The organism is Pseudomonas sp. GCEP-101 (assembly GCF_025133575.1).
Taxonomy (GTDB): Bacteria; Pseudomonadota; Gammaproteobacteria; order Pseudomonadales; family Pseudomonadaceae; genus Pseudomonas; species Pseudomonas nitroreducens_B.
This window is the reverse complement of the sequence record NZ_CP104011.1, coordinates 4,693,395-4,712,345: the sequence shown is the minus strand read 5'-3', so window position 1 is coordinate 4,712,345 and position 18,951 is coordinate 4,693,395. Positions and strand designations below refer to the sequence as shown.

Genomic DNA, 18,951 nt, shown 5'->3' with positions numbered 1-18,951 from the left:
AGGAGCGGACCTTGTCCGCGAATCCCACCGGCGGGCACCGCCATCGCGAAGAAGCTCCGCTGCCGCAAAAGCCCCGCGCCCATGCCGGCATCGCTCAATGGGCGTTATCGATCAAATGGCACAGCGCCGTCTTCAGCTTCATCGGCCGCACCGGCTTGTGCATCAGTGTGTGGCCCAGCTCGCGGACCTGCTGTTTCAACTCGTTGCTGTAGTTGGCGGTGATCATCAGCGCCGGCAGCGGCGTGCCACGGCGGGCATTGATCGAGGCGACCGCGTCGACGCCGTTGAGCCCGTCGTCGAGGTGGTAGTCGACGATCAACAGGTCTGATTCTGCGTGGAAGTTGTCCACCTGCCGCGCCAGGTCTTCTTCCGAGAGCGCCGTCACCACCTGGCAGCCCCAGGTTTCCAGCAGCGTGCGCATACCGGCGCAGATCGACGCGTCGTTATCCAGCACCCACACGCGGGAGCCGCGCAGGCGCTCCACCAGGTCGTCGGCGGTGCGCTCCGGCTCCGGTGCGCTGCGCGCCATGCGGCGCGCCAGGGGGACTTCGATGGCGAAGCGCGAACCCTTGCCGGGCACCGATTCCACGTGGATGCGATGGCCGAGCATGCGCGCGATCTTCTCGACGATGGCCAGGCCCAGGCCCAATCCACGATCCTGGTGGAAGCGCTGCACATCGCCGCGCTTGAACTCCTGGAATATCTCGCCGAGCTTGTCGGCGGCGATGCCCACGCCGGTGTCCCAGACCTCGATCCACAGGCTGTGCCGGCGCCGCCGGCAGCCCAGCAGCACGCGCCCGGACGGCGTGTAGCGAATGGCGTTGGTCAGCAGGTTGCGCAGGATCCGCGCCAACAGCTGGATATCGCTGCGCACCTGAGCGCCGCAGGGCACGAAGTCCAGCGCCAGGCCTTCGCTGGCGGCCACCTGGCGGTACTCGGCGGCCAGGTTGCCAAGCAGCTCGCTGACGTCGAACGAGGCGATATCCGGCTTGATCACCCCGGCATCCAGCTTGGAAATGTCCACCAGGGTCCCCAGCAGCGTCTCCACGTCCTCCAGCGACTGGCTGATGTTGCGCACCAGCGCCTCCCCGCTGCGCTCCTGCAGGGCGCTGGTGAACAGCCGCGCGGCGTTCAGCGGTTGCAGCAGGTCATGGCTGACGGCGGCAAGGAACTTGGTCTTCGACAGGTTGGCCTGCTCCGCCTCGCGCTTGGCCTCGCGCAGCCGCCCCTCGACCTGGCTGCGCTCGTCGATCTCGCGCTTGAGCTGGTCGTTCAGGCTGGTCAGCTCGGCCGTGCGTTCACGCACCCGCTGTTCGAGGTTCTGGTAGGCCTGGTGCAGCGCCTCGGCGGTGCGGCGGCGCTCGGTGATATCGCGAATCAGCACGAACAGCCCGCTCACCGTGCCGTCGACCTGGCGGTTGGGCACGTACGAGCGCTGCATGTAGCGCTCCTGCCCGGCGAGGTTGGTCTCGGCGATCTCGAAGGTGACACTCTCGCCGGACAGCGCGCGCTCGAAGAACGGTTCCAGGCGCTGGCAATGCTCGGCGCCGTGCACGTCGCGCAGGTTGCGCCCGAGCATCGAGCCACTGGGCCAGCGGTACCATTCCTCGTACACCTTGTTGGTGAAGGCGTAGTCGAGGTCGGCCGTGAGATAGGCGATCAGCGCCGGCACCTGGTCGGTGATCAGGCGAATCCAGCGCTCGCTTTCGCGCAGTGCCTCGGCGTGGCGGTAGCGCTCGGTGATGTCGGTGAAGGTGTTGACGAAGCCGCCGGTGGGCAGCGCGTGGGTGCGGATCTCCAGCATGCGGCCGTCGAACAGGCGCTGCTCGATCACCCCTTCCGCCTCGCCCTTGCGCGGCCGGCTGCGCGGGGTCAGCAGCGGCAGCTCGCTATCGGCCATGACCTCGGCGAACGGCCGGTGCGCCTCGATTGGCGCCAGCCCGCAGAGCTCGAGGAAGCGCCGGTTCCACAGCTCCAGCGCGCCGTCGGCGCCCACCATGGCCACGCCCTGGGACAGGTTGTCCACGGCCCGCTGCAACAGGTGCGACTTCTGCGCCACCGCCTGCTCGCGGCGGGCCATTTCGCTCTGCTTGATCTCGGTGATATCGCTGTAGAGCACCACCAGCCCGCCGTCGCGGGTCGGCCGCTCGGTCACGCGCACCCAGCGGTCATTACGCAGGCGGTAGAGGGTGTGTTCGTCGTCGCTGCTGCGCTGCTCCTCGACGATCAGCCCGCTGCTCTGCGCCAGCCGGCGGACTTCGCTCAGCCGCGTTCCGGCGCCGACGCGGGCGCGGGTCTGCGCCCAGAACGCGCGGAAGCGTTCGTTGTAGAGGACGATGCGCTGCTGCGGGTCGAACAGCACGAAGGCGTCGGAGATGCTCTCGATGGCGTCGAGCAGGTGCTGGTGGGCGGTCTCGGCGCGCAGCCGGGCATCGCTGAGCAACTGGTTGCTGGATTTCAGCTCGACCATCGCCTCGCTCAGCGCATCCGTGCGCTCGCGCACCTGCTCGGCCAGCACCACCGAATGCTGGAAGGCGCCGTAGGCGTTGTCGCCCCGGGAAGTGGCCGACTCGACGCGCTCGATCAGCGCCGCGTTGATCCGCTGCAGCTTGCGGTTGTCGCGCTCCAGTTCGTCGAGGCGCGCGCGCAGGTCAGCGTCCGGCGTTGCCGCGAGGACGGCCAATGGCGACACCGGTGAAGGTCTGGTTGATATGCATGCCATTGAAGTGTTCCCCGTAGGTGTTGAAGCCGATCACCTGCTGGCTTCGGAGAAACGCGGCGGTGGGTTCGGTATCGCCAGCCACTTCCAGCTCCAGGCGACGCAGGAAGCAGTCGCAGCCGATGGTCAGCAGCGGCGGCCCGAGACGTTCGTGCAGCCGCTGGAACTGCGCCTGCAGCCCCGGCAGCAGCGGCCCGGTATGCATGGCCGTGAGGACGATGCCGTTCTCCACCGCGCAGTAGAACGTCAGGCTGAGGTCATCGTTGACCTGCTGGATCGAGCGCACGTAGTACTGGTCGCGCACCCGCACCGCCAGCGGACGCGCCGGGAACGACGAGAAGTCCAGCTGCTCCAGCGGCACCCCGACCAGCCGGGCGAACTCCAGGGCGGCCGGCTCGGCGTTGAGTTCCAGCACGCGGCGGCTGTCGCTGTCGGCGCGGGTGACTACCAGCTTCTCCTCGCTGGGCAGCACGTGGTGGGTGGTGAAGACCTCGAAGTCCAGCCAGGTGTTGAACAGCACCACCACCGCCGCGCCGGTATGGAACTGGCCCTGGTAGTAGACGTGGGTGTGGGTCAGGTGGTTATCGTCGCCGGCCGAACCGCCGAAATGCGGGATGGCGCCCAGCGCCGCGCTGAGCGCGGCGAGCACCACTTCCTCGCGGCTGGAAAGGCCATCGAGCAGGGTCAGGGCGAAGCTGTGGTCCTTGATCGGCGCAAGCCCCGCGCTGCGGCAGTCGGCCACCAGGGATTCGACCATCTGCTGCGCGTCGATCAGGCTGAAGCGCTCCATCTCGTCCACCAGCGCGCAGGAAATGGCGAAGCTGCGCAGGTCGAAGCCCACGGCGGTGACGCAGCCGCGGCCGTAGCCCTGCGGGGTGATTTCCCCGGCCGTGGTGCAGCCGGCCAGGTCGATGCCGCCGAAGTACTGCTCCAGCGCGGCGGCCAGCGCCGGCAGGTCGTACTCGGCGGAGCAGAAGAACAGCACGAAGCCGAGGTTGGGGTGGAGCAACTGGCGCGCCAGGTCCTGGGCGACGGCCTCGACGTCGCGGGCACTGGACATGCCGCGAACGACTCCTTGTGTTTCGTGCATGGCGTACGCCCGGTGACGGAAATCGACGCTGGCATTCTACGAAGCGGTTGCGGCGCGCCCCATGCTACTTGGGTCGCGGCGGGTTTATCCGAAAGTAGCGGGCAGGAGCTGCGCTACTCCGCGATTCGCCGGCGGGGCCGGCGTCAGGCGGGTTCGCGAGCATGGCTCGCTCCTACAGGCTGGCCAAACACCGGAATGAACCGGGCAGCGCAGCGTCCAGGGTTACCGCTGGGCGCGCAACCAACGTGTAGGAGCGGGCCATGCCCGCGACCCGCCATTTACTCTGGTGCTGCAGGTTCCGCCGCTGTGCGTTGGGTGTTTCTGCGCCGCTTCGGCGTGCGCAGGGACATTTTGTTTCGCCCCCTCGGGCGAGCAAGGTCACTCCTGCACACTGGCCGCACACATCGGGATGAACCGGGCAGCGCAGCGTCCAGGGTTACCGCTGGGCGCGCAGCCGACCTGTAGGAGCGGGCCATGCCCGCGACCCGCCCTTTACTCTGGTGCTGCAGGTTCCGCTGCTGTGCGTTGGGTGTTTCTGCGCCGCTTCGGCGTGCGCGGGGACATTTTGTTTCGCCCCCTCGGGCGAGTTACTTTGCCAAACGACGCAAAGTAACCAAAGGTCTGCGCCCCATCATCCGGCCCCGGCTTCGCCGGGGTTCCCTCGTTCCATCGAAGTTTCAGGGGCACGCGTCGACGGGCCATCCCTGTCGCTCAACCCCTTAAACTCCGATTCCACTCGGCCTCCTGAAGGGGCATCCGGAGTGCGCGGATATCTTCTGGAAATCATCAGGAGCTAAGAGCTGAAGCGCCTGGCTGGCCACCATGCTCTTTGCTCCGGCTTCGGGACTTCCAGAGAAATACCCATGCCTCCCGATGCCCCTTTCAGGAGGCCTCGTTGGGGCGAAGTTTCGGGGGTTGAGCGGCATGGATGCCGCGAGAGCCGCGATGGGCCAGGGATGGCCCTTCGTGGCGTGCCCCTGAAACTCCGCTCCAGAGAGGGAATTTTTCGCCTAAGCGAAAAACCGGATGGAGGGGCAAGACTTTTTGGTTCCTTTTGTGTCGTTTGACAAAAGGGACTCGCCCGAGGGGGGGGGCGAAACAAAATCTCTCTGCACATGCCGAAGCGGCGCAGGAATGCCAAGCCCAAAAGCATCGCGGACAAAGTCCGCTCCTACGAGAGCTGATACTTCATCAGTTCGTAGGACGAATAACCGTCGATTGCCACAAAGGCGGATAACGCTGGTGCGCTACCTCCCTACGGTCTGTGCAATGCGGTTCGCGAGCAAGCTCGCTCCTACAGGTGCGTATCTTCGGGCTCTTCGCAGAACCGAGGGAGCGCGTAGTCCCTGCTCGCAAACCCACCTGGGTGCGAAACCGGCCGGTTCAGCGAGCTGACCCAACCCTTCGGTCAGCCCTCCTTTAGAGAAAGAAAAAAGGCGGGCGACACACCGTGCCGACCCGCCGAACTACAGCCAAAGGAGTGGGGGGGAGTTACCAGTTGAGGACGGCGCCCACCGCGAAGGTGTCGGTGTCCTCGCTGACGGTGGAGCCCTTGCGACCGTCGATCTCGTAGACGTTGTATTCGGCCACCAGCTTGAGGTTGTCGTTGATGGTGCGGAAGTAGGCGATGCCCTTGGTGGAGTAATCCGCCGCGCTGCCCAGGCCGTTGCCGTCGTCGCGGGTCTCGCCGGTGGACAGCGCCACGCGGTTCTTGCCCCAGGTGTAGGAGCCCTGCAGCAGCACGCCGCGGCTGTCCACTTCACGCAGCGCGGCTTCGCCGACGTTGTTGGTGAAGAACGGGTTGATGCCCTTGGCGGTGAAGCCCGAGCCGGTCAGCGAGAGGCCGCCCATCTTCGCCTGGATGCCGTAGCCCAGGCCCTTGGAGGTCACGTCGTCCACTTCGTCGTTGGTGTTCTTCGAGGTCTGGTAGGCGCCGTTGACCCAGCTGTAGATCTTCGCGCCGCCAACGTCGAACTGGTAGCTGATCTCGCTCTCGTAGCGCGGGTTGTCCTGGTAGGCCTTGTCGTCGAGGCCATCGCTGGCGTCCTTGTCGATCTGGTTGGTGTCGATCGGGTCCATGATGCCGACGGCGACATGCAGGCCCTCCACCAGGTTGTTGTTGCGATAGGTGATCTGCGAGGTCGGGAACGGGTACGGGTAGCCGGTGCCGATGTTGCCGAAGGACACGCCCTTGCCATCCACCAGGCCAAGGGTGTCACTGGCGTTGCCGAAGCCGGCCAGCAACTCGTCGAGGAAGATGTTGGAGCGGGAGAACAGGCCGAAGTCCTTGCCGATCAGCACCTCGCCCCAGTCGCCCGCGACGTTGCCGTAGAACTGGCGGACGTCGATGGCGGTGTCGGTGCCGTCCTGTTCGCTGTCGTTGATGGTCACCCAAAACGAGGAGCGCCCGGTCAGGGTCAGGCCGTCGATCTTCTTGCCGAAGTTGAAGCCGATGTAGTTGGGCAGGAAGCCCATCTTCACCCGCGACTGGCGGCGGTCGTAGGTTTCGCCGTTGCGGTCGACGTCGCTGTTCACATAGAAGGCGTTGAAGTAGCCATCGGTGGAAAAGGTGGTGTCGTCCTTGTCGTACAGGGTGATGTCGGCACAGGCGGGGCCGGCCAGGGTGAGCAGTGCCAGCGGCAGGAGCTGGCGGCGGACGGCGATGTTGTTCTTGTTCATGGCGCTCTCCGGGTGGGGATCGACTGCGGCTCAGTCGTGTCGGAGGCGATTATCGAAACCGACAAAGCCCCGCCATACGCTGCTTTGGCGCCGTTTCCACGGGCCTTGCAGCGGTCGTGCGGGAGCGCTGCGCAAGGCGCTGAGACTGCTGCGACCTGGGGCGCGCGGCGTTGGTCGTGGGCACTCGGGACCGCCGGCCCGCTACCTTCGAGCACGTCCTCGGGCGTAGGGCAAAAGTCGGTCGCGGCACCGTCCTGCGAAGGGCACCGTGGGCCGGAAGTACAAGATTCAGGCGCGGCTGAGCAGCAGCCAGTGCCCGCCCTGGGCGGAGGTCAGTGCGGCAAGCGCGGCGCGCAGTTCGCTGGCGCACAGGTGGTCCAGGGCCTGGACCATCGCCGCCCGGTGCGACGGCGTGACACCGGCCAGCTGATCGTCCCACGCCTGCTGCCGGCGCTCCGCGAAGTCACCCGGTGCGCGGGCCAGTTCCGTGGCCAGCGGGCCCCGCAGGCTGTCGATGCGCTGCGGGTCCAGGCGCAGCAGCGCCTCGCCCTGGCGATAGAGGAAGCTGTCCACCTCGGCCTGCAACTCCACGGCGGAGAGCAGCGGCGACTGCACCGCGAAGAGGATGCCGCGGCGCATGCCGACCTGGCGGAAACCGCAGTACACGGCATAGGCCAACTGCCGCTCACCCCGCAACCAGTGAAAGAACGCCGGCTCCAGCACGCGCGCCAGCAGGCGCCAGGCGGCTTCGTCCGCCGCCGCGCGGGATGCCAGCGGGCAGAACAGCAGCAGCGCCGCTTCGCCCGGCAGTTCGAGCACCTGGCGGTGGCGGCCGGGCGGCCCGCTGCGCGGCGGCAGCGCGCTGGTGGTCGAGTAACCGGCCAGCGAATCGGGCAGTTCGATGCCCAGGGCCAGGGCGTCCCAGTGGGCGGCGGACCAGTCCGGGGCCGCCTCGCCATCACCGGCGAGCGCCTGCGGCAGTAGGTCGAGCAACTGCCGAATGGGCATTTCCCCTTCCCGGCGCCGACGCTCGGCGGCCAGCAGGCGCGTGCCCTGCCCCTGGAGCGTGGCGGATGGATGCCGCAGGGCGTCGATGGCCGACTCGGCCAGCTCGGCGAGGTGGTGCCTGGCGCCATAAAGCAATAGCGCCCAGTCATTCTCCAGTGCGTCCAGCTGCAGACTCGCGCCCTCGTGCCGCGCCGCACCGGCCAACGGGCGCAGCGCCTGGCGCGCGGCGAGGAAGGCTTGCCGTGCGGGCGCGTGCGGGAAGCGCCAGCGCAGATGCAGCGCCGCCGGGTCGACGCCGGCCAGGGCCTGCGTCGGCGCGAACGACCATGACAGGCCTCGCAGCGCGTCGACGCTGCGCGGCGGGCAGCGCGCGACGTCGAGGGTGAAGCCGGCGGAGGTCAGCGACTCGCCGATCACCGTCTCGCCGGTGAGCAGGCGGATCATCCGCGGTGCCACCAGTTGATCGAGCCAGGCGCTTGGCACGGCGCTCCGGATGCGGCGTTGCAGCTGTTCCAGCACGCTGCCAGGGGCGTCGACCGGCGCGCCGGCGAACACCTCCGCCGGCAGCTTGCGCAACGCTTCCAGCCAGGCGAGGAACGCGGACTCCACGCCCTCGGCGGCATCGGCTTCGGCCAGTTCGATATCGAAGCGCAGCAACCCATGGCCGTTGGCAAACCGGCTCAGGCGCACGCGGGCATTGTCGGCCAGCCCGTTCTGTCCCAAGTGGGCCAGCAGCGAACCGGGCGCCTCGTCGGCCAGCCAGCCCTCGAGCTGCTCCAGCAGCGCACCGCCCTCGCCCGCCAGGCGATCCAGGGCGAAGGCCAGGACCAGGCGCGGCGCGCCCGGCAGGCGCAGCTTCAATGGCTGGCGCGTCAGCGGCAGCAGCGATTCGTGGCTGGCGACCGCCGCCACGTCCCCCGGCGGGAACACGCCCGCTTCGCGCGCCGCCAATGCCGCCAGTTCGTCCAGCGACTGCGGGCCCTGCAGCCAGAGCTGCAGCGCCCCGCCAGCCTGACAGGCGCGGACGAAGTCCCGCAGCGCCTGCTGGAACTCGGCGGTGTCGACCTTGAGGCTGTCGCGCCGCCCGGCGACGAAGCGGCCCAGCGGGTGCCCCGGCGCCACGGCCAGCGCCAGGGCGGCATCGATCAGGGTGTCGGGGTCGCGTCCGCGGGCGAGGAACTCGGCCTCCAGCACCTCGCGCTCGGCGATCTGCCGGGCTTCGTCCAGCGGCGCTCGCGCGAGCATGTCCACCAGCCGTGCCAGCCCCTCGCCCAGGTCAGCGGCCGGCACCTCGAAGAAGTAATCGGTGTGCCGCGCCCGGGTGCTGGCGTTGACCCGCCCGCCGCGAGCCTGCACCCAGGGCATCAACCGCTCGCCGTCGACGAAGCGCTCGCCGCCGAGGAACAGCAGGTGTTCGATGAAATGCGCAAGGCCGGGATGGGCCTCGGGTTCGTCGTGGCTGCCGCGGGCAATGCGCAGCACGGCAGCGGCGCGGCTGGCGTCGGGGTCATGCACCAGGGTGGCGCGCAGGCCGTTGGCGAGGGTCAGGGTCGTGGCGGGAAGACTGTTCATCGGCATCCGGTCCGGCTCAAGGCGCCACCATCGCCGAAAGCGCGGCGACGGGAAATACGGCTTTGGCAGCAACTGCCGGCCAGCATTGGCCTGGGGCGGCGCCCCGGCTACCATTCGTGGCACCACCCGCCTTTCGGAAGTCTTCCACCATGAGCACCGCCCTGCTGATCATCGACGTCCAGTCCGACCTGTGTACCGGCGACAACGCCTGCTTCGACATCGACAACGTGCTGCAGCGCATCAACGGCATGAGCCGCGCGGCGCGGGCGGCCGGCGTACCGGTGGTGCTGGTGCAGCACGAGGACGATGACCTGCAGTATGGCAGCGCCGGCTGGCAGCTGGAAACGCGCCTGCTCACCGACAGCGCCGACCTCACGGTGCGCAAGACCACGCCCGACTCCTTCCTGCGTACCGGCCTGGCGGAACTGCTGCAGGCGCGCGGTGTGGACCACCTGGTGATCTGCGGCCTGCAGACCGACTACTGCGTCGACACCACCACCCGCCGCGCCCTGGCGCTGGGCTACGCGGTGACGCTGGCGGGCGATGCCCACTCCACGGTCGACAACGCCGCGCTCAGCGCCGCGCAGATCATCGCGCACCATAACGCGGTGCTCGGCAGCATCAGCAGCTTCGGCCCCCGCGCCAAGGTGATTCCGGCCACCGACGTGCCGTTCTGACGCCCTTGCCGAGATCGCCATGAATTTCGACTGGAACGACATCCCGATCCTCCTCGCCCTCGCCCGCCACGGCAGCATGAGCGCTGCCGGCCGCGCCCTGGGCGTGGACCCCTCGACCATGAGCCGGCGCCTGGTGGCGGCGGAAAGCGCCTTGCAGACCCGCCTGTTCATCCGCGACAACGCCGGCTACAAGGCCACCGACGCCGGCACGGCCTTCCTCGGTTATGCCGAGCGCATCCTCGGCGACGTGCAGAGCATGCTGCTGGAGACGCGCAACGAGGCCAGCGCCATCAGCGGTTCGGTGCGCATCACCGCGGTGGACTTCCTCTTCAGCCACTGGCTGGTGCAGCACATGCCGCACCTGGCGCGCACCTATCCCAACCTGCAACTGCAGCTGATACCGGCCAACCGCGCGCTGTCCTTCACCCGCCGCGAGGCCGACTTCGCCCTGCGCCTGGCGCGCCCGGCGGAAGACGCCGCGCTGGTGATGCGCAAGGTCGCCGACATCGGCTTCGCCATCTACGCCGCCACGCCGTTTGCCCAGGTGCCGGCCGAGCACTGGCCGCAGCAGCCCTGGCTGGGCTACGGCGAAGACCTCGATGACACCCCGGAAATGTGCTGGCTGCGCCGCTTCGTCCCGAATGCCAATTTCGCCCTGCGCGCCAGCAGCGTGACCACGCTGATCCACGCCTGCGAAAGCGGCCTGGGCATGGCGCTGCTGCCCTGCTTCCTCGGCGAGCGCGAGGGCCTGGTGCGCCTCTCCGGCGCGGTGGTGGTGCGGGAAATCTGGCTGCTCGCCCACCGCGACGCCGGGCGCATCGGCCGCTTCCAGGCGGTCAGCGACTGGCTGCGCGAGGTATTCGACCAGGACGCTGCGCAGCTCAGCGGCGAGCACCTGGACGGCCGCGCGCTCGGCGCGGTGGACGTCAGCCGGGGCTGAACGGCGCCCAGCAAAAAGCCCGGAGGTCGCACGACATCCGGGCTTTTTTCAGGGCGCGGTTACGGCTGGATCGGCGGCACGTACTGCAGGGTGGTGCCCAGCGCCCAGAGCAGGAACAGCACCAGCGGCACGTGGACCAGCAACTGGACGAAGCTGAAGCCGATCAGGTCGCGGGCCTTCAGGCCCAGCACGCCGAGCAGCGGCAGCATGTAGAACGGGTTGATCAGGTTCGGCAGCGCCTCGGCGGCGTTGTAGATCTGCACCGCCCAGCCCAGGTGATATTGCAGCTCGTTGGCCACCTGCATTACGTAGGGCGCCTCGATGATCCACTTGCCGCCGCCGGACGGGATGAAGAAGCCCAGCACCGCGGAATACACGCCCATCAGCAGCGCGTAGGTGTCGTGGGAGGCGATCTGCACGAAGAAGGTGGAAATGTGGTGGGCGATGGTGGAGCCGTCGCCGCCCTTCACGGTGGTCAGGATCGCCGCGATGGAGCCGTACAGCGGGAACTGGATCAGCACCCCGGTGGTGGTCGGCACCGCGCGGGCCACGGCGTCGAGGAAGTTGCGCGGACGCCAGTGCAGCAACGCGCCGGCCATGATGAACAGCAGGTTGTAGGTGTTCAGCCCGGAGATCGCGGTGATCGCCGGCTTGGTGCTGAATTCGTGGACCAGCCAGCCACCGGCCAGCGCCACCAGCATCAGGATCAGCAGCGGGCTGTGCTCCAGCCATTCGCCCGGGCGGGTGGCCTTCGGCGCGCTCGGCGGGGTGAAGCTGACGTCCACGCCGCAGGCCTTGGCGTCACGGGCGCTGGCCGCGCCGGGCGCGGTCATGTAGGCGATGACCAGCGACACCAGCACCAGGGCCAGCAGCATCACGCCGGATTGCCAGAGGAAGATGGTCTCGGTGAACGGGATGACGCCGGTGATCGCCAGGATCGACGGTGGCAGGCTGGCAGGGTTGGCCTGCAGCTGCGCGGCCGACGACGACAGCCCCAGCGCCCACACGGCGCCCAGGCCGAGGTAGGCGGCGGCGCCGGCGGCGCGGTAGTCCATCTTCAGGTCTTCGCGGCGCGCCAGGGCGCGCACCAGCAGGCCGCCGAACACCAGCGACAGGCCCCAGTTGAGCAGCGAAGCGACCATGGAAATCACCGCGACCCAGGCGACCGCCGAGCGGCCGTTCTTCGGCACGCGGGCGAACAGGTCGATCAGCCGGGAGGCCGGCCCGGAGCTGGCCACCACATAACCGCCGATGACCACGAAGGCCATCTGCATGGTGAACGGGATCAGGCTCCAGAAGCCGTCACCGAAGGCCTTGGCGGTCTCGGTGGCCGGCGCGCCGATGGCCAGCGCAGCGACAGTGACGATCAGCACCGCGAGCGCGGCGAAGACCCAGGAGTCGGGGAACCAGCGTTCGGCCCAGTTGGAGCAGGCCATGGCGAAGCGTGCCGAGCGGCTGTCCTGCAGGGCCGTGCCGGCGGTGTGCACGTGGGAATTCATAAGGCTCTACCTCGTTGTTCTTGTAATGGCTCATCGTCGAACGGGGTGTGTGGCAATACCCGTCCTGGAATGAAAAACCGCCCGGCCTGCGTGGGACCGGGCGGTGACGCAAGGGTTTGCCGACGCCGGGGGACGTCGAAAAACCGCGGCAGGATGTGCGTCTGTCGGTGTGCCCACCGTTCATCCCGCCTGCCGGTACGGCATTGCTACATGCCGGCCGGCGCTCGCCAATCAAACGTTGGTCGGATGGCCTCAGTCGCGCACGAGAGCCATCGCCACACCCTGGCCACCGCCGATGCAGAGGGTCGCCAGGCCCTTCTTCGCATCGCGGCGGAGCATTTCATGGAGCAGCGTCACCAGCACGCGGGCCCCCGAAGCGCCGATGGGGTGGCCAAGGGCGACGGCGCCGCCATTGACGTTGACCTTCTCGGCGTTCCAGCCCAGTTCCTTGCCGACCGACAGGGCCTGGGCGGCGAAGGCTTCGTTGGCTTCGATCAGTTCGACCTCGTCGAGGCTCCAGCCGGCCTTCTCCAGGCAGCGGCGGGTTGCGGTGACCGGGGCGATGCCCATGATCGACGGGTCGACGCCGCTGCTGGCATAGGCTTGGATGCGCGCCAGCACCGGCAGGTTCAGACGGCGTGCACGTTCGGCGCTCATCAGCAGCACGGCGGCGGCGCCATCGTTGAGCGTGGACGCGTTGCCGGCGGTGACGGTGCCGTCCTTCTTGAAGGCCGGCTTGAGCTTGGCCAGGGATTCGGCGGTGGTGCCGGCGCGCGGTTGCTCGTCGGTGTCGAAGGCCACCGGGTCGCCCTTGCGCTGAGGGATCAGCACGGGGGTGATCTCGTCCTTGAAGCGACCGGCTTCGATGGCCGAGGCGGCTTTGAGCTGGGACTGCGCGGCGAAGGCGTCCTGCGCCTCGCGGCTGATGCCGAACTTCTCGGCCAGGTTCTCCGCGGTGATGCCCATGTGGTAGTCGTTGAAGGCGTCGATCAGGCCGTCGCGCAGCAGGGTGTCCTGCAGCTCGGCGTGGCCCATGCGCAGGCCGGTGCGGGCCTTGGGCAGCACGTAGGGCGCGAGGCTCATGCTCTCCTGGCCACCGGCGATGATGGCATCGGCATCGCCACAACGGATCGCCTGCACGCCGAGGAACAACGCCTTCAGGCCCGAGCCGCAGAGCTTGTTGATGGTCATCGACGGCACTTCCACCGGCAGGCCGGCGCCGATGGCGGCCTGGCGCGCGGGGTTCTGCCCGGCGCCGGCGGTGAGCACCTGGCCGAGGATGACTTCGTCGATCTGGTCGGCTTTCACGCCGCTGCGCTCGAGCAGCGAACGGATGACCAGGCTGCCCAGTTCATGGGCGGGAATGTTCGCCAGGCTGCCCTGGAAGGCGCCGATGGCGGTGCGGGTGGCGGCGACAATCACTACGTCTTGCATCGTGGACTCCGAAGCTGGCATTTGCCCCCTGTAGGAGCGAGCTTGCTCGCGAACGCGCTTGCCCCGAAGTCCGGGCGGGTTCGCGAGCAAGCTCGCTCCTACAAGGGATCACGGGATCAGAAGGTCATTTCCTTCACATCGTCCGGCACGATCAGGCGGCCGGCGGTCTTCTCGGCGATCTCGGCGACGCTCACGCCCGGCGCGGTCTCGCGCAGGATGAAGGCGCCGTCCTCGATCTCCAGGTAGGCCAGGTCGGTGAGCACCTTGCGGATGCAGCCGGCGCCGGTCAGCGGCAGCGAGCAGCGCTCCAGCAGCTTGGATTCGCCGTCCTTGGAGGCATGGGTCATGGTGACGATGATGTTGTCCGCGCCGGCCACCAGGTCCATGGCGCCGCCCATGCCCTTCACCAGCTTGCCCGGGATCATCCAGGAGGCGATGTTGCCCTGTACGTCCACCTCGAAGGCGCCCAGCACGGTGAGGTCGACGTGGCCGCCGCGGATCATCGCGAAGGATTCGGCGGAGGAGAAAATCGACGCGCCCTTCACGGCGGTCACGGTCTGCTTGCCGGCGTTGATCATGTCGGCGTCGACGGCGTCTTCGGTGGGGAAGGCGCCCATGCCGAGCAGGCCGTTTTCCGATTGCAGCATCACTTCCATGCCCTCGGGCACGTAGTTGGCGACCAGGGTCGGGATGCCGATACCCAGGTTCACGTAGAAACCGTCCTGCAGCTCGCGCGCCACGCGCTGAGCCATTTGTTCGCGGGTAAGTGCCATGGCTGAATCTCTTCTCTTGTTCAATGCGGTTGAAGATCGAGCGAGCTAGCGACTGGCTAGGCGGATTTGAAACGAGGACGCGGAGTTTAGATGCCCTAAATGAGCAGGCCTCGTTTCAGATCCAACGCCGCCAGGCCGACGCGCAGCCGATCCTTAGCGAGTCGTGCGTTTTTCGATGCGCTTCTCGAAGGAGCCTTGGATGATGCGGTCGACGTAGATGCCGGGCGTGTGGATCTGGGTCGGGTCCAGCTCGCCCGGCTCGACGATCTCCTCCACCTCGACGACCGTGATGCGGCCCGCGGTGGCGACTACCGGATTGAAGTTCTGCGCGGTGTGGCGATAGATGACGTTGCCGTAGTGGTCGGCCTTCCAGCCCTTGACGATGGCGAAGTCGCCGGTGATGGCGCGCTCCATCACGTAGTGGCGGCCGTCGAACTCGCGCACTTCCTTGCCTTCGGCCACCGGGGTGCCGTACCCGGTGGCGGTGAAGAAGGCCGGGATGCCGGCGCCGCCGGCACGGAGTTTTTCCGCCAGGGTGCCCTGCGGGGTCAGTTCGACCTCCAGTTCACCGGACAGCAGCTGCTGCTCGAACAGCGCGTTCTCGCCGACGTAGGAGGCGATCATCTTGCGGATCTGACGGTCCTCCAGCAGCACGCCGAGGCCGAAGCCGTCGATGCCGCAGTTGTTGGAGACCACGGTCAGGCCCTTCACGCCCAGCTTGCGGATCTGTGCGATGAGGTTTTCCGGAATGCCGCAGATGCCGAAACCGCCCGCCAGTACCGTCATGTCGTCGGTGAGCCCGGCGAGGGCTTCCTCGTAACTGCCTACACGCTTGTCGAGTCCTGCCATGTTGCTGCTGCCTCTTGTATTTGTAGGGCCTGCTCCCGCTTCGGCGTGAGCCGCGTTGCCGCGACACGTGTCGCCAGGCTAGACGCGGGACGCAGGCAATGGTCGTCCCTTGGCAAGTCCCGCAACAACGCATGGCGACACGTGTCGCGCAACCCGAAGGGACGGGCCATTTTTTGCGCGGTGCTGCCGTTTCGTGGCTGCCTGGAATCACCAGTACTCTCTCCTCGCGCCTTCCTCCGTGCAGAAAATGGTTCGTCGCGACCGCGACGAAGCGGGAGAAGGCCCTGGGTCCGACCAGCCGGTCAGAGAGCGATTGCAGCTTCACCGCCCGGGACTGATTTGTTAAGTTTGTTTTTCCAATGGATTGATCTGTATTCCTTATCAATGACCGTCAAGCAATTGCGCGCCTTCCTTGCCGTCGCCCAGACCCTGAGCTTTGCCCAGGCCTGCGAGCGCCTGCACCTGTCACAACCGGCGCTGAGCCTGGCGATCAAGAGCCTGGAGGAATCCCTCGGCGGCCAGTTGCTGGTGCGCACCACCCGCAGCGTGGCGCTCACCCCGGAGGGCGAAACGCTGCTGCCCCTGGCGCGCCGCCTGCTGGCGGACTGGGACAACGCCGAGGAAGTGATGCACCAGCACTTCACCCTGCAGCTGGGCAAGGTTTCCATCGCCGCCATGCCCTCCTTCGCCGGCAACCTGCTGCCCGCCGTGCTGCGGACCTTCCGCGATCGCCACCCGAAGGTGAACGTGGCGGTGCACGACGTGATCAACGAACAGGTGCTGGAAATGGTGCGCAACCGCCGGGTGGAACTGGGCATCGCCCTGGAGCCGGACAGCCTCGACGGTCTGAGCTTCACGCCCTTCTACACCGACCGCTTCGTTGCGGTACTGCCGGCGGATTCACCGCTGGCGGGCGAATCCAGGATCACCTGGGAGCAATTGCTGGAGGACCACTTCATCACCCTGCAACGCCCGTCCGCCGTGCGCTTGCTGCTGGAGGACCAACTGGCCTCGCGGCATGGGCGGCTGCCGGTAGCGTTCGAAAGCCATCAGTTGGTGACCGTGGGCCGGATGGTCGCCGAGGGGCTGGGCGTCAGCGCCGTGCCGCGCCTGTGCCGGCAGCAGATGGAAGAACTCGGCGCGCGCTGCGTGGCCCTCGACGAACCGCGCATCGAGCGCCGCGTGGGGTTGTTCTGCCTGGCCGAACACCAGCTCTCCAGCGCCGCGCAGGCGTTGAGCGATGTGCTGGTGAAGGGGACGGACTGGGCGGGGATGGAGCGGGAGTGAACAGGGATTTGTAGGAGCGAGCTTGCTCGCGAACAGCTCCGCAGTTTGGGTGGTTCGCGAGCAAGCTCGCTCCTACGAAATGCTCTTTCCCTGAAGGTAACTCGCTCTGCCCACCACCCTCTCCCCCCGCCCTCTCCCTGAAGGGAGAGGGAGCCGAATCGGCATGAAGCGCAGCGATGGTTTCCTCCTCATGCCAAGGCGTCAGCAATGCACAGACGCCGCGCCTCACTCGGATACCCCCTCTCCCTTCAGGGAGAGGGCTGGGGAGAGGGCCCGCCCGAGCACCCAAGCCTCAGACAGTCAAACCTCTCCCCCCATCCGCAAACTCACCTCCCGCGCCATCGCCAGCAGCGCTTGGGCCGCCTCGCCATGAGCTTCGGCCGCAAAGCTCGCCTGCGACCCCACCACGGTAATCACCCCAGCCAGCTCCCGGCCGGTCTTGAACAGCGGCACTGACAGCGCATTCACGCCCGGCATCAGCAACCCATGGATGGCGTGCAGCCCTTCGCGGCGAATGCCCTCCAGCACCGCCACGTCCGCGCCCTCTTCCAGCCCGGTCTTGTAGGCCGCGAACACCAGCCCGGTGGACGAACCGTGCAGCGGCAGCACCGATCCCACCTGGGTGACCAGCGTGACCATGCCCTGCGCCGGCTCGACCTGCACCACGGTCGGCCCATGGCTGCCCCAGATGGCCAGGAAGCAGGTCTGCCCCAGCGCATCTCGCAACTCGGCCAGCGCCGGGCTGGCGAGCTTCACCACGTCCAGCCGGCGGATCGCCGCCAGCCCGACATACAGCGCCTCCCGCCCCAGGCCGTAATGGTTGGTGACCGGGTCCTGTTCGGCGAAGCCGCTGGCGATCAGCGCCTGCAAATAGCGGTGGACCTTGGCCGCCGGCATGTCCAGGTACTCGCCCAGGCGCTTGAGCGAGGTGCTCGGCGCCAGGTCCGCCAAGGCCTTGAGGATCTCGGTGCCAACCTCGGCGGACTGCACCTTCTTGCCCTTCGTCGGGACGGAGTCTTCAGCGTCGTTCATGGTCTTCAACTTAAAGGAACCCCCAGACGGGCTTGACGGCCCGCCGACACGAAATTACGTTAATCGTAATTCAATTACGATAACAAGAGAAAACCACCATGACAGCCTCTCCTGCCTACCAATCCGGGTTCGGCAACGAATTCGCCAGCGAGGCCCTGCCGGGCGCCCTGCCCGCGGGCATGAACTCGCCGCAGCGGGTGCCCTTCGGCCTCTACGCCGAGCAGTTCTCCGGCACGGCCTTCACCGTGCCGCGCAGCGAGGCCCGGCGCACCTGGATGTACCGCATCCGCCCGTCCGCGGCGCACCCGCGCTTCGAGCGCCTGGAACGGCAGATCACCGGCACCGCCCTCGGCCCGGTGACGCCCAACCGTCTGCGCTGGAACAGCTTCGCGATGCCCGAGGAGCCTACCGACTTCGTCGACAGCCTGCTATGCATGGCGGCCAATGCCGAAGCCGAGGCCGTCAGCGGCGTCAGCCTGTATGCCTACCGCGCCAACACCTCGATGCGCCGGGTGTTCTTCGACGCCGATGGCGAGCTCTTGATCGTGCCCCAGGCCGGCCGCCTGCGCCTGGTCACCGAACTGGGCATATTGGAGGTGGAGCCGCTGGAGATCGCCGTGATCCCCCGTGGCATGCGCCTGCGCGTCGAACTGCTGGATGCTGAAGCCGCCGGGTATGTGGCGGAGAACCACGGCGCCGCCCTGCGCCTGCCCGACCTCGGCCCCATCGGCAGCAACGGCCTGGCCAATCCCCGCGACTTCCTCGCCCCGGTGGCGCACTACGAGGATGTGGACGCCCCGGTGCCACTGGTGCAGAAGTTCCTCGGCGAGCTCTGGGCCACCCAGCTCGACCACTCGCCCTTCGACGTGGTCGCCTGGCACGGCAACAACGTGCCCTACAAATACGACCTGCGCCGCTTCAACACCATCGGCTCGATCAGCTACGACCATCCGGACCCGTCCATCTTCACCGTGCTGACCTCCCCCAGCGACACCCACGGCATGGCCAACATGGACTTCGTGATCTTCCCGCCGCGCTGGATGGTCGCCGAGAGCACCTTCCGTCCGCCGTGGTTCCACCGCAACCTGATGAACGAATTCATGGGCCTGATCCAGGGCGTGTACGACGCCAAGGCCGACGGCTTCGTCCCCGGCGGCGCCTCGCTGCACAACTGCATGAGCGCCCACGGCCCGGACAACGCCACCACGGTGCAGGCGATCGCCGCCGACCTCAAACCCCACAAGATCGACAAGACCATGGCCTTCATGTTCGAGACCGGCCGCGTGCTGCGCCCCAGCCGCTTCGCCCTCGACTGCCCGCAACTGCAGCGTGACTACGACAGCTGCTGGAGTGGCATGCAGAAGACCTTCGACCCGTCCCAGGAGCAGTAAC

At 67.5% G+C, this 18,951-nt stretch carries 13 protein-coding genes; 4 read left to right on the top strand and 9 right to left on the bottom strand.

Features of this window, described 5'->3' with window-relative positions:
* Positions 1–94: 94 nt before the first annotated feature.
* The 4 genes from nahK to pqqF all read right to left on the bottom strand — a co-directional run bounded on the left by nahK (position 95) and on the right by pqqF (position 9,068).
* The gene (gene nahK, locus N0B71_RS21450; protein ID WP_259754782.1) at positions 95–2,722 is read right to left on the bottom strand and encodes a hybrid sensor histidine kinase/response regulator NahK/ErcS'; all 2,628 of its coding nucleotides are present in this window, start codon (positions 2,720–2,722) and stop codon (positions 95–97) included.
* Positions 2,652–3,809, bottom strand: coding sequence for a nitric oxide-sensing protein NosP (gene nosP / locus N0B71_RS21445; RefSeq protein WP_259754781.1), 1,158 nt, complete (start codon positions 3,807–3,809; stop codon positions 2,652–2,654). The genes nahK and nosP overlap by 71 nt, the downstream gene beginning before the upstream one ends.
* Before the next feature lie 1,491 nt (positions 3,810–5,300).
* Positions 5,301–6,488, bottom strand: coding sequence for a porin (locus tag N0B71_RS21440; protein WP_259754780.1), 1,188 nt, complete (start codon positions 6,486–6,488; stop codon positions 5,301–5,303).
* A 288-nt stretch (positions 6,489–6,776) separates the two neighbouring features.
* Entirely contained in the window at positions 6,777–9,068 is a 2,292-nt protein-coding gene (gene pqqF, locus N0B71_RS21435) for a pyrroloquinoline quinone biosynthesis protein PqqF (RefSeq protein WP_259754779.1), read from the bottom strand.
* 149 nt (positions 9,069–9,217) lie between these two features.
* Between pqqF and N0B71_RS21430 the strand changes: the two genes are divergently transcribed.
* Positions 9,218–9,745: a cysteine hydrolase family protein gene (locus tag N0B71_RS21430; RefSeq protein ID WP_259754777.1), complete on the top strand. Its 528-nt coding sequence runs from the start codon at positions 9,218–9,220 to the stop codon at positions 9,743–9,745.
* A gap of 19 nt (positions 9,746–9,764) precedes the next feature.
* The gene (locus N0B71_RS21425; protein WP_259754775.1) at positions 9,765–10,685 is read left to right on the top strand and encodes a LysR family transcriptional regulator; all 921 of its coding nucleotides are present in this window, start codon (positions 9,765–9,767) and stop codon (positions 10,683–10,685) included.
* A gap of 59 nt (positions 10,686–10,744) precedes the next feature.
* On the opposite strand, the gene N0B71_RS21420 is transcribed toward N0B71_RS21425, so the two are convergent.
* The 4 genes from N0B71_RS21420 to N0B71_RS21405 form a co-directional block, all read right to left on the bottom strand.
* Positions 10,745–12,184: a short-chain fatty acid transporter gene (locus tag N0B71_RS21420; protein WP_259754774.1), complete on the bottom strand. Its 1,440-nt coding sequence runs from the start codon at positions 12,182–12,184 to the stop codon at positions 10,745–10,747.
* Between the two features lie 252 nt (positions 12,185–12,436).
* A complete protein-coding gene (locus N0B71_RS21415; protein WP_259754773.1) occupies positions 12,437–13,618 on the bottom strand; it encodes an acetyl-CoA C-acetyltransferase in 1,182 nt (393 codons plus the stop codon).
* Positions 13,619–13,734: 116 nt separating this feature from the next.
* The gene (locus N0B71_RS21410; protein ID WP_259754772.1) at positions 13,735–14,391 is read right to left on the bottom strand and encodes a CoA transferase subunit B; all 657 of its coding nucleotides are present in this window, start codon (positions 14,389–14,391) and stop codon (positions 13,735–13,737) included.
* A 153-nt stretch (positions 14,392–14,544) separates the two neighbouring features.
* Positions 14,545–15,240, bottom strand: coding sequence for a CoA transferase subunit A (locus tag N0B71_RS21405; protein WP_259754771.1), 696 nt, complete (start codon positions 15,238–15,240; stop codon positions 14,545–14,547).
* 384 nt (positions 15,241–15,624) lie between these two features.
* Here N0B71_RS21405 and N0B71_RS21400 point away from each other — a divergent pair, with 384 nt between their 5' ends.
* A complete protein-coding gene (locus N0B71_RS21400; protein WP_259754770.1) occupies positions 15,625–16,527 on the top strand; it encodes a LysR family transcriptional regulator in 903 nt (300 codons plus the stop codon).
* A 300-nt stretch (positions 16,528–16,827) separates the two neighbouring features.
* Here the strand turns inward: N0B71_RS21400 and N0B71_RS21395 are convergent, their stop codons facing one another.
* A complete protein-coding gene (locus tag N0B71_RS21395) occupies positions 16,828–17,559 on the bottom strand; it encodes an IclR family transcriptional regulator (protein ID WP_259754769.1) in 732 nt (243 codons plus the stop codon).
* Positions 17,560–17,657: 98 nt separating this feature from the next.
* Between N0B71_RS21395 and hmgA the strand changes: the two genes are divergently transcribed.
* Positions 17,658–18,950, top strand: a complete 1,293-nt coding sequence (gene hmgA, locus N0B71_RS21390) for a homogentisate 1,2-dioxygenase (RefSeq protein ID WP_259754768.1) — start codon at positions 17,658–17,660, stop codon at positions 18,948–18,950.
* The last annotated feature ends 1 nt before the right edge of the window (position 18,951 follow it).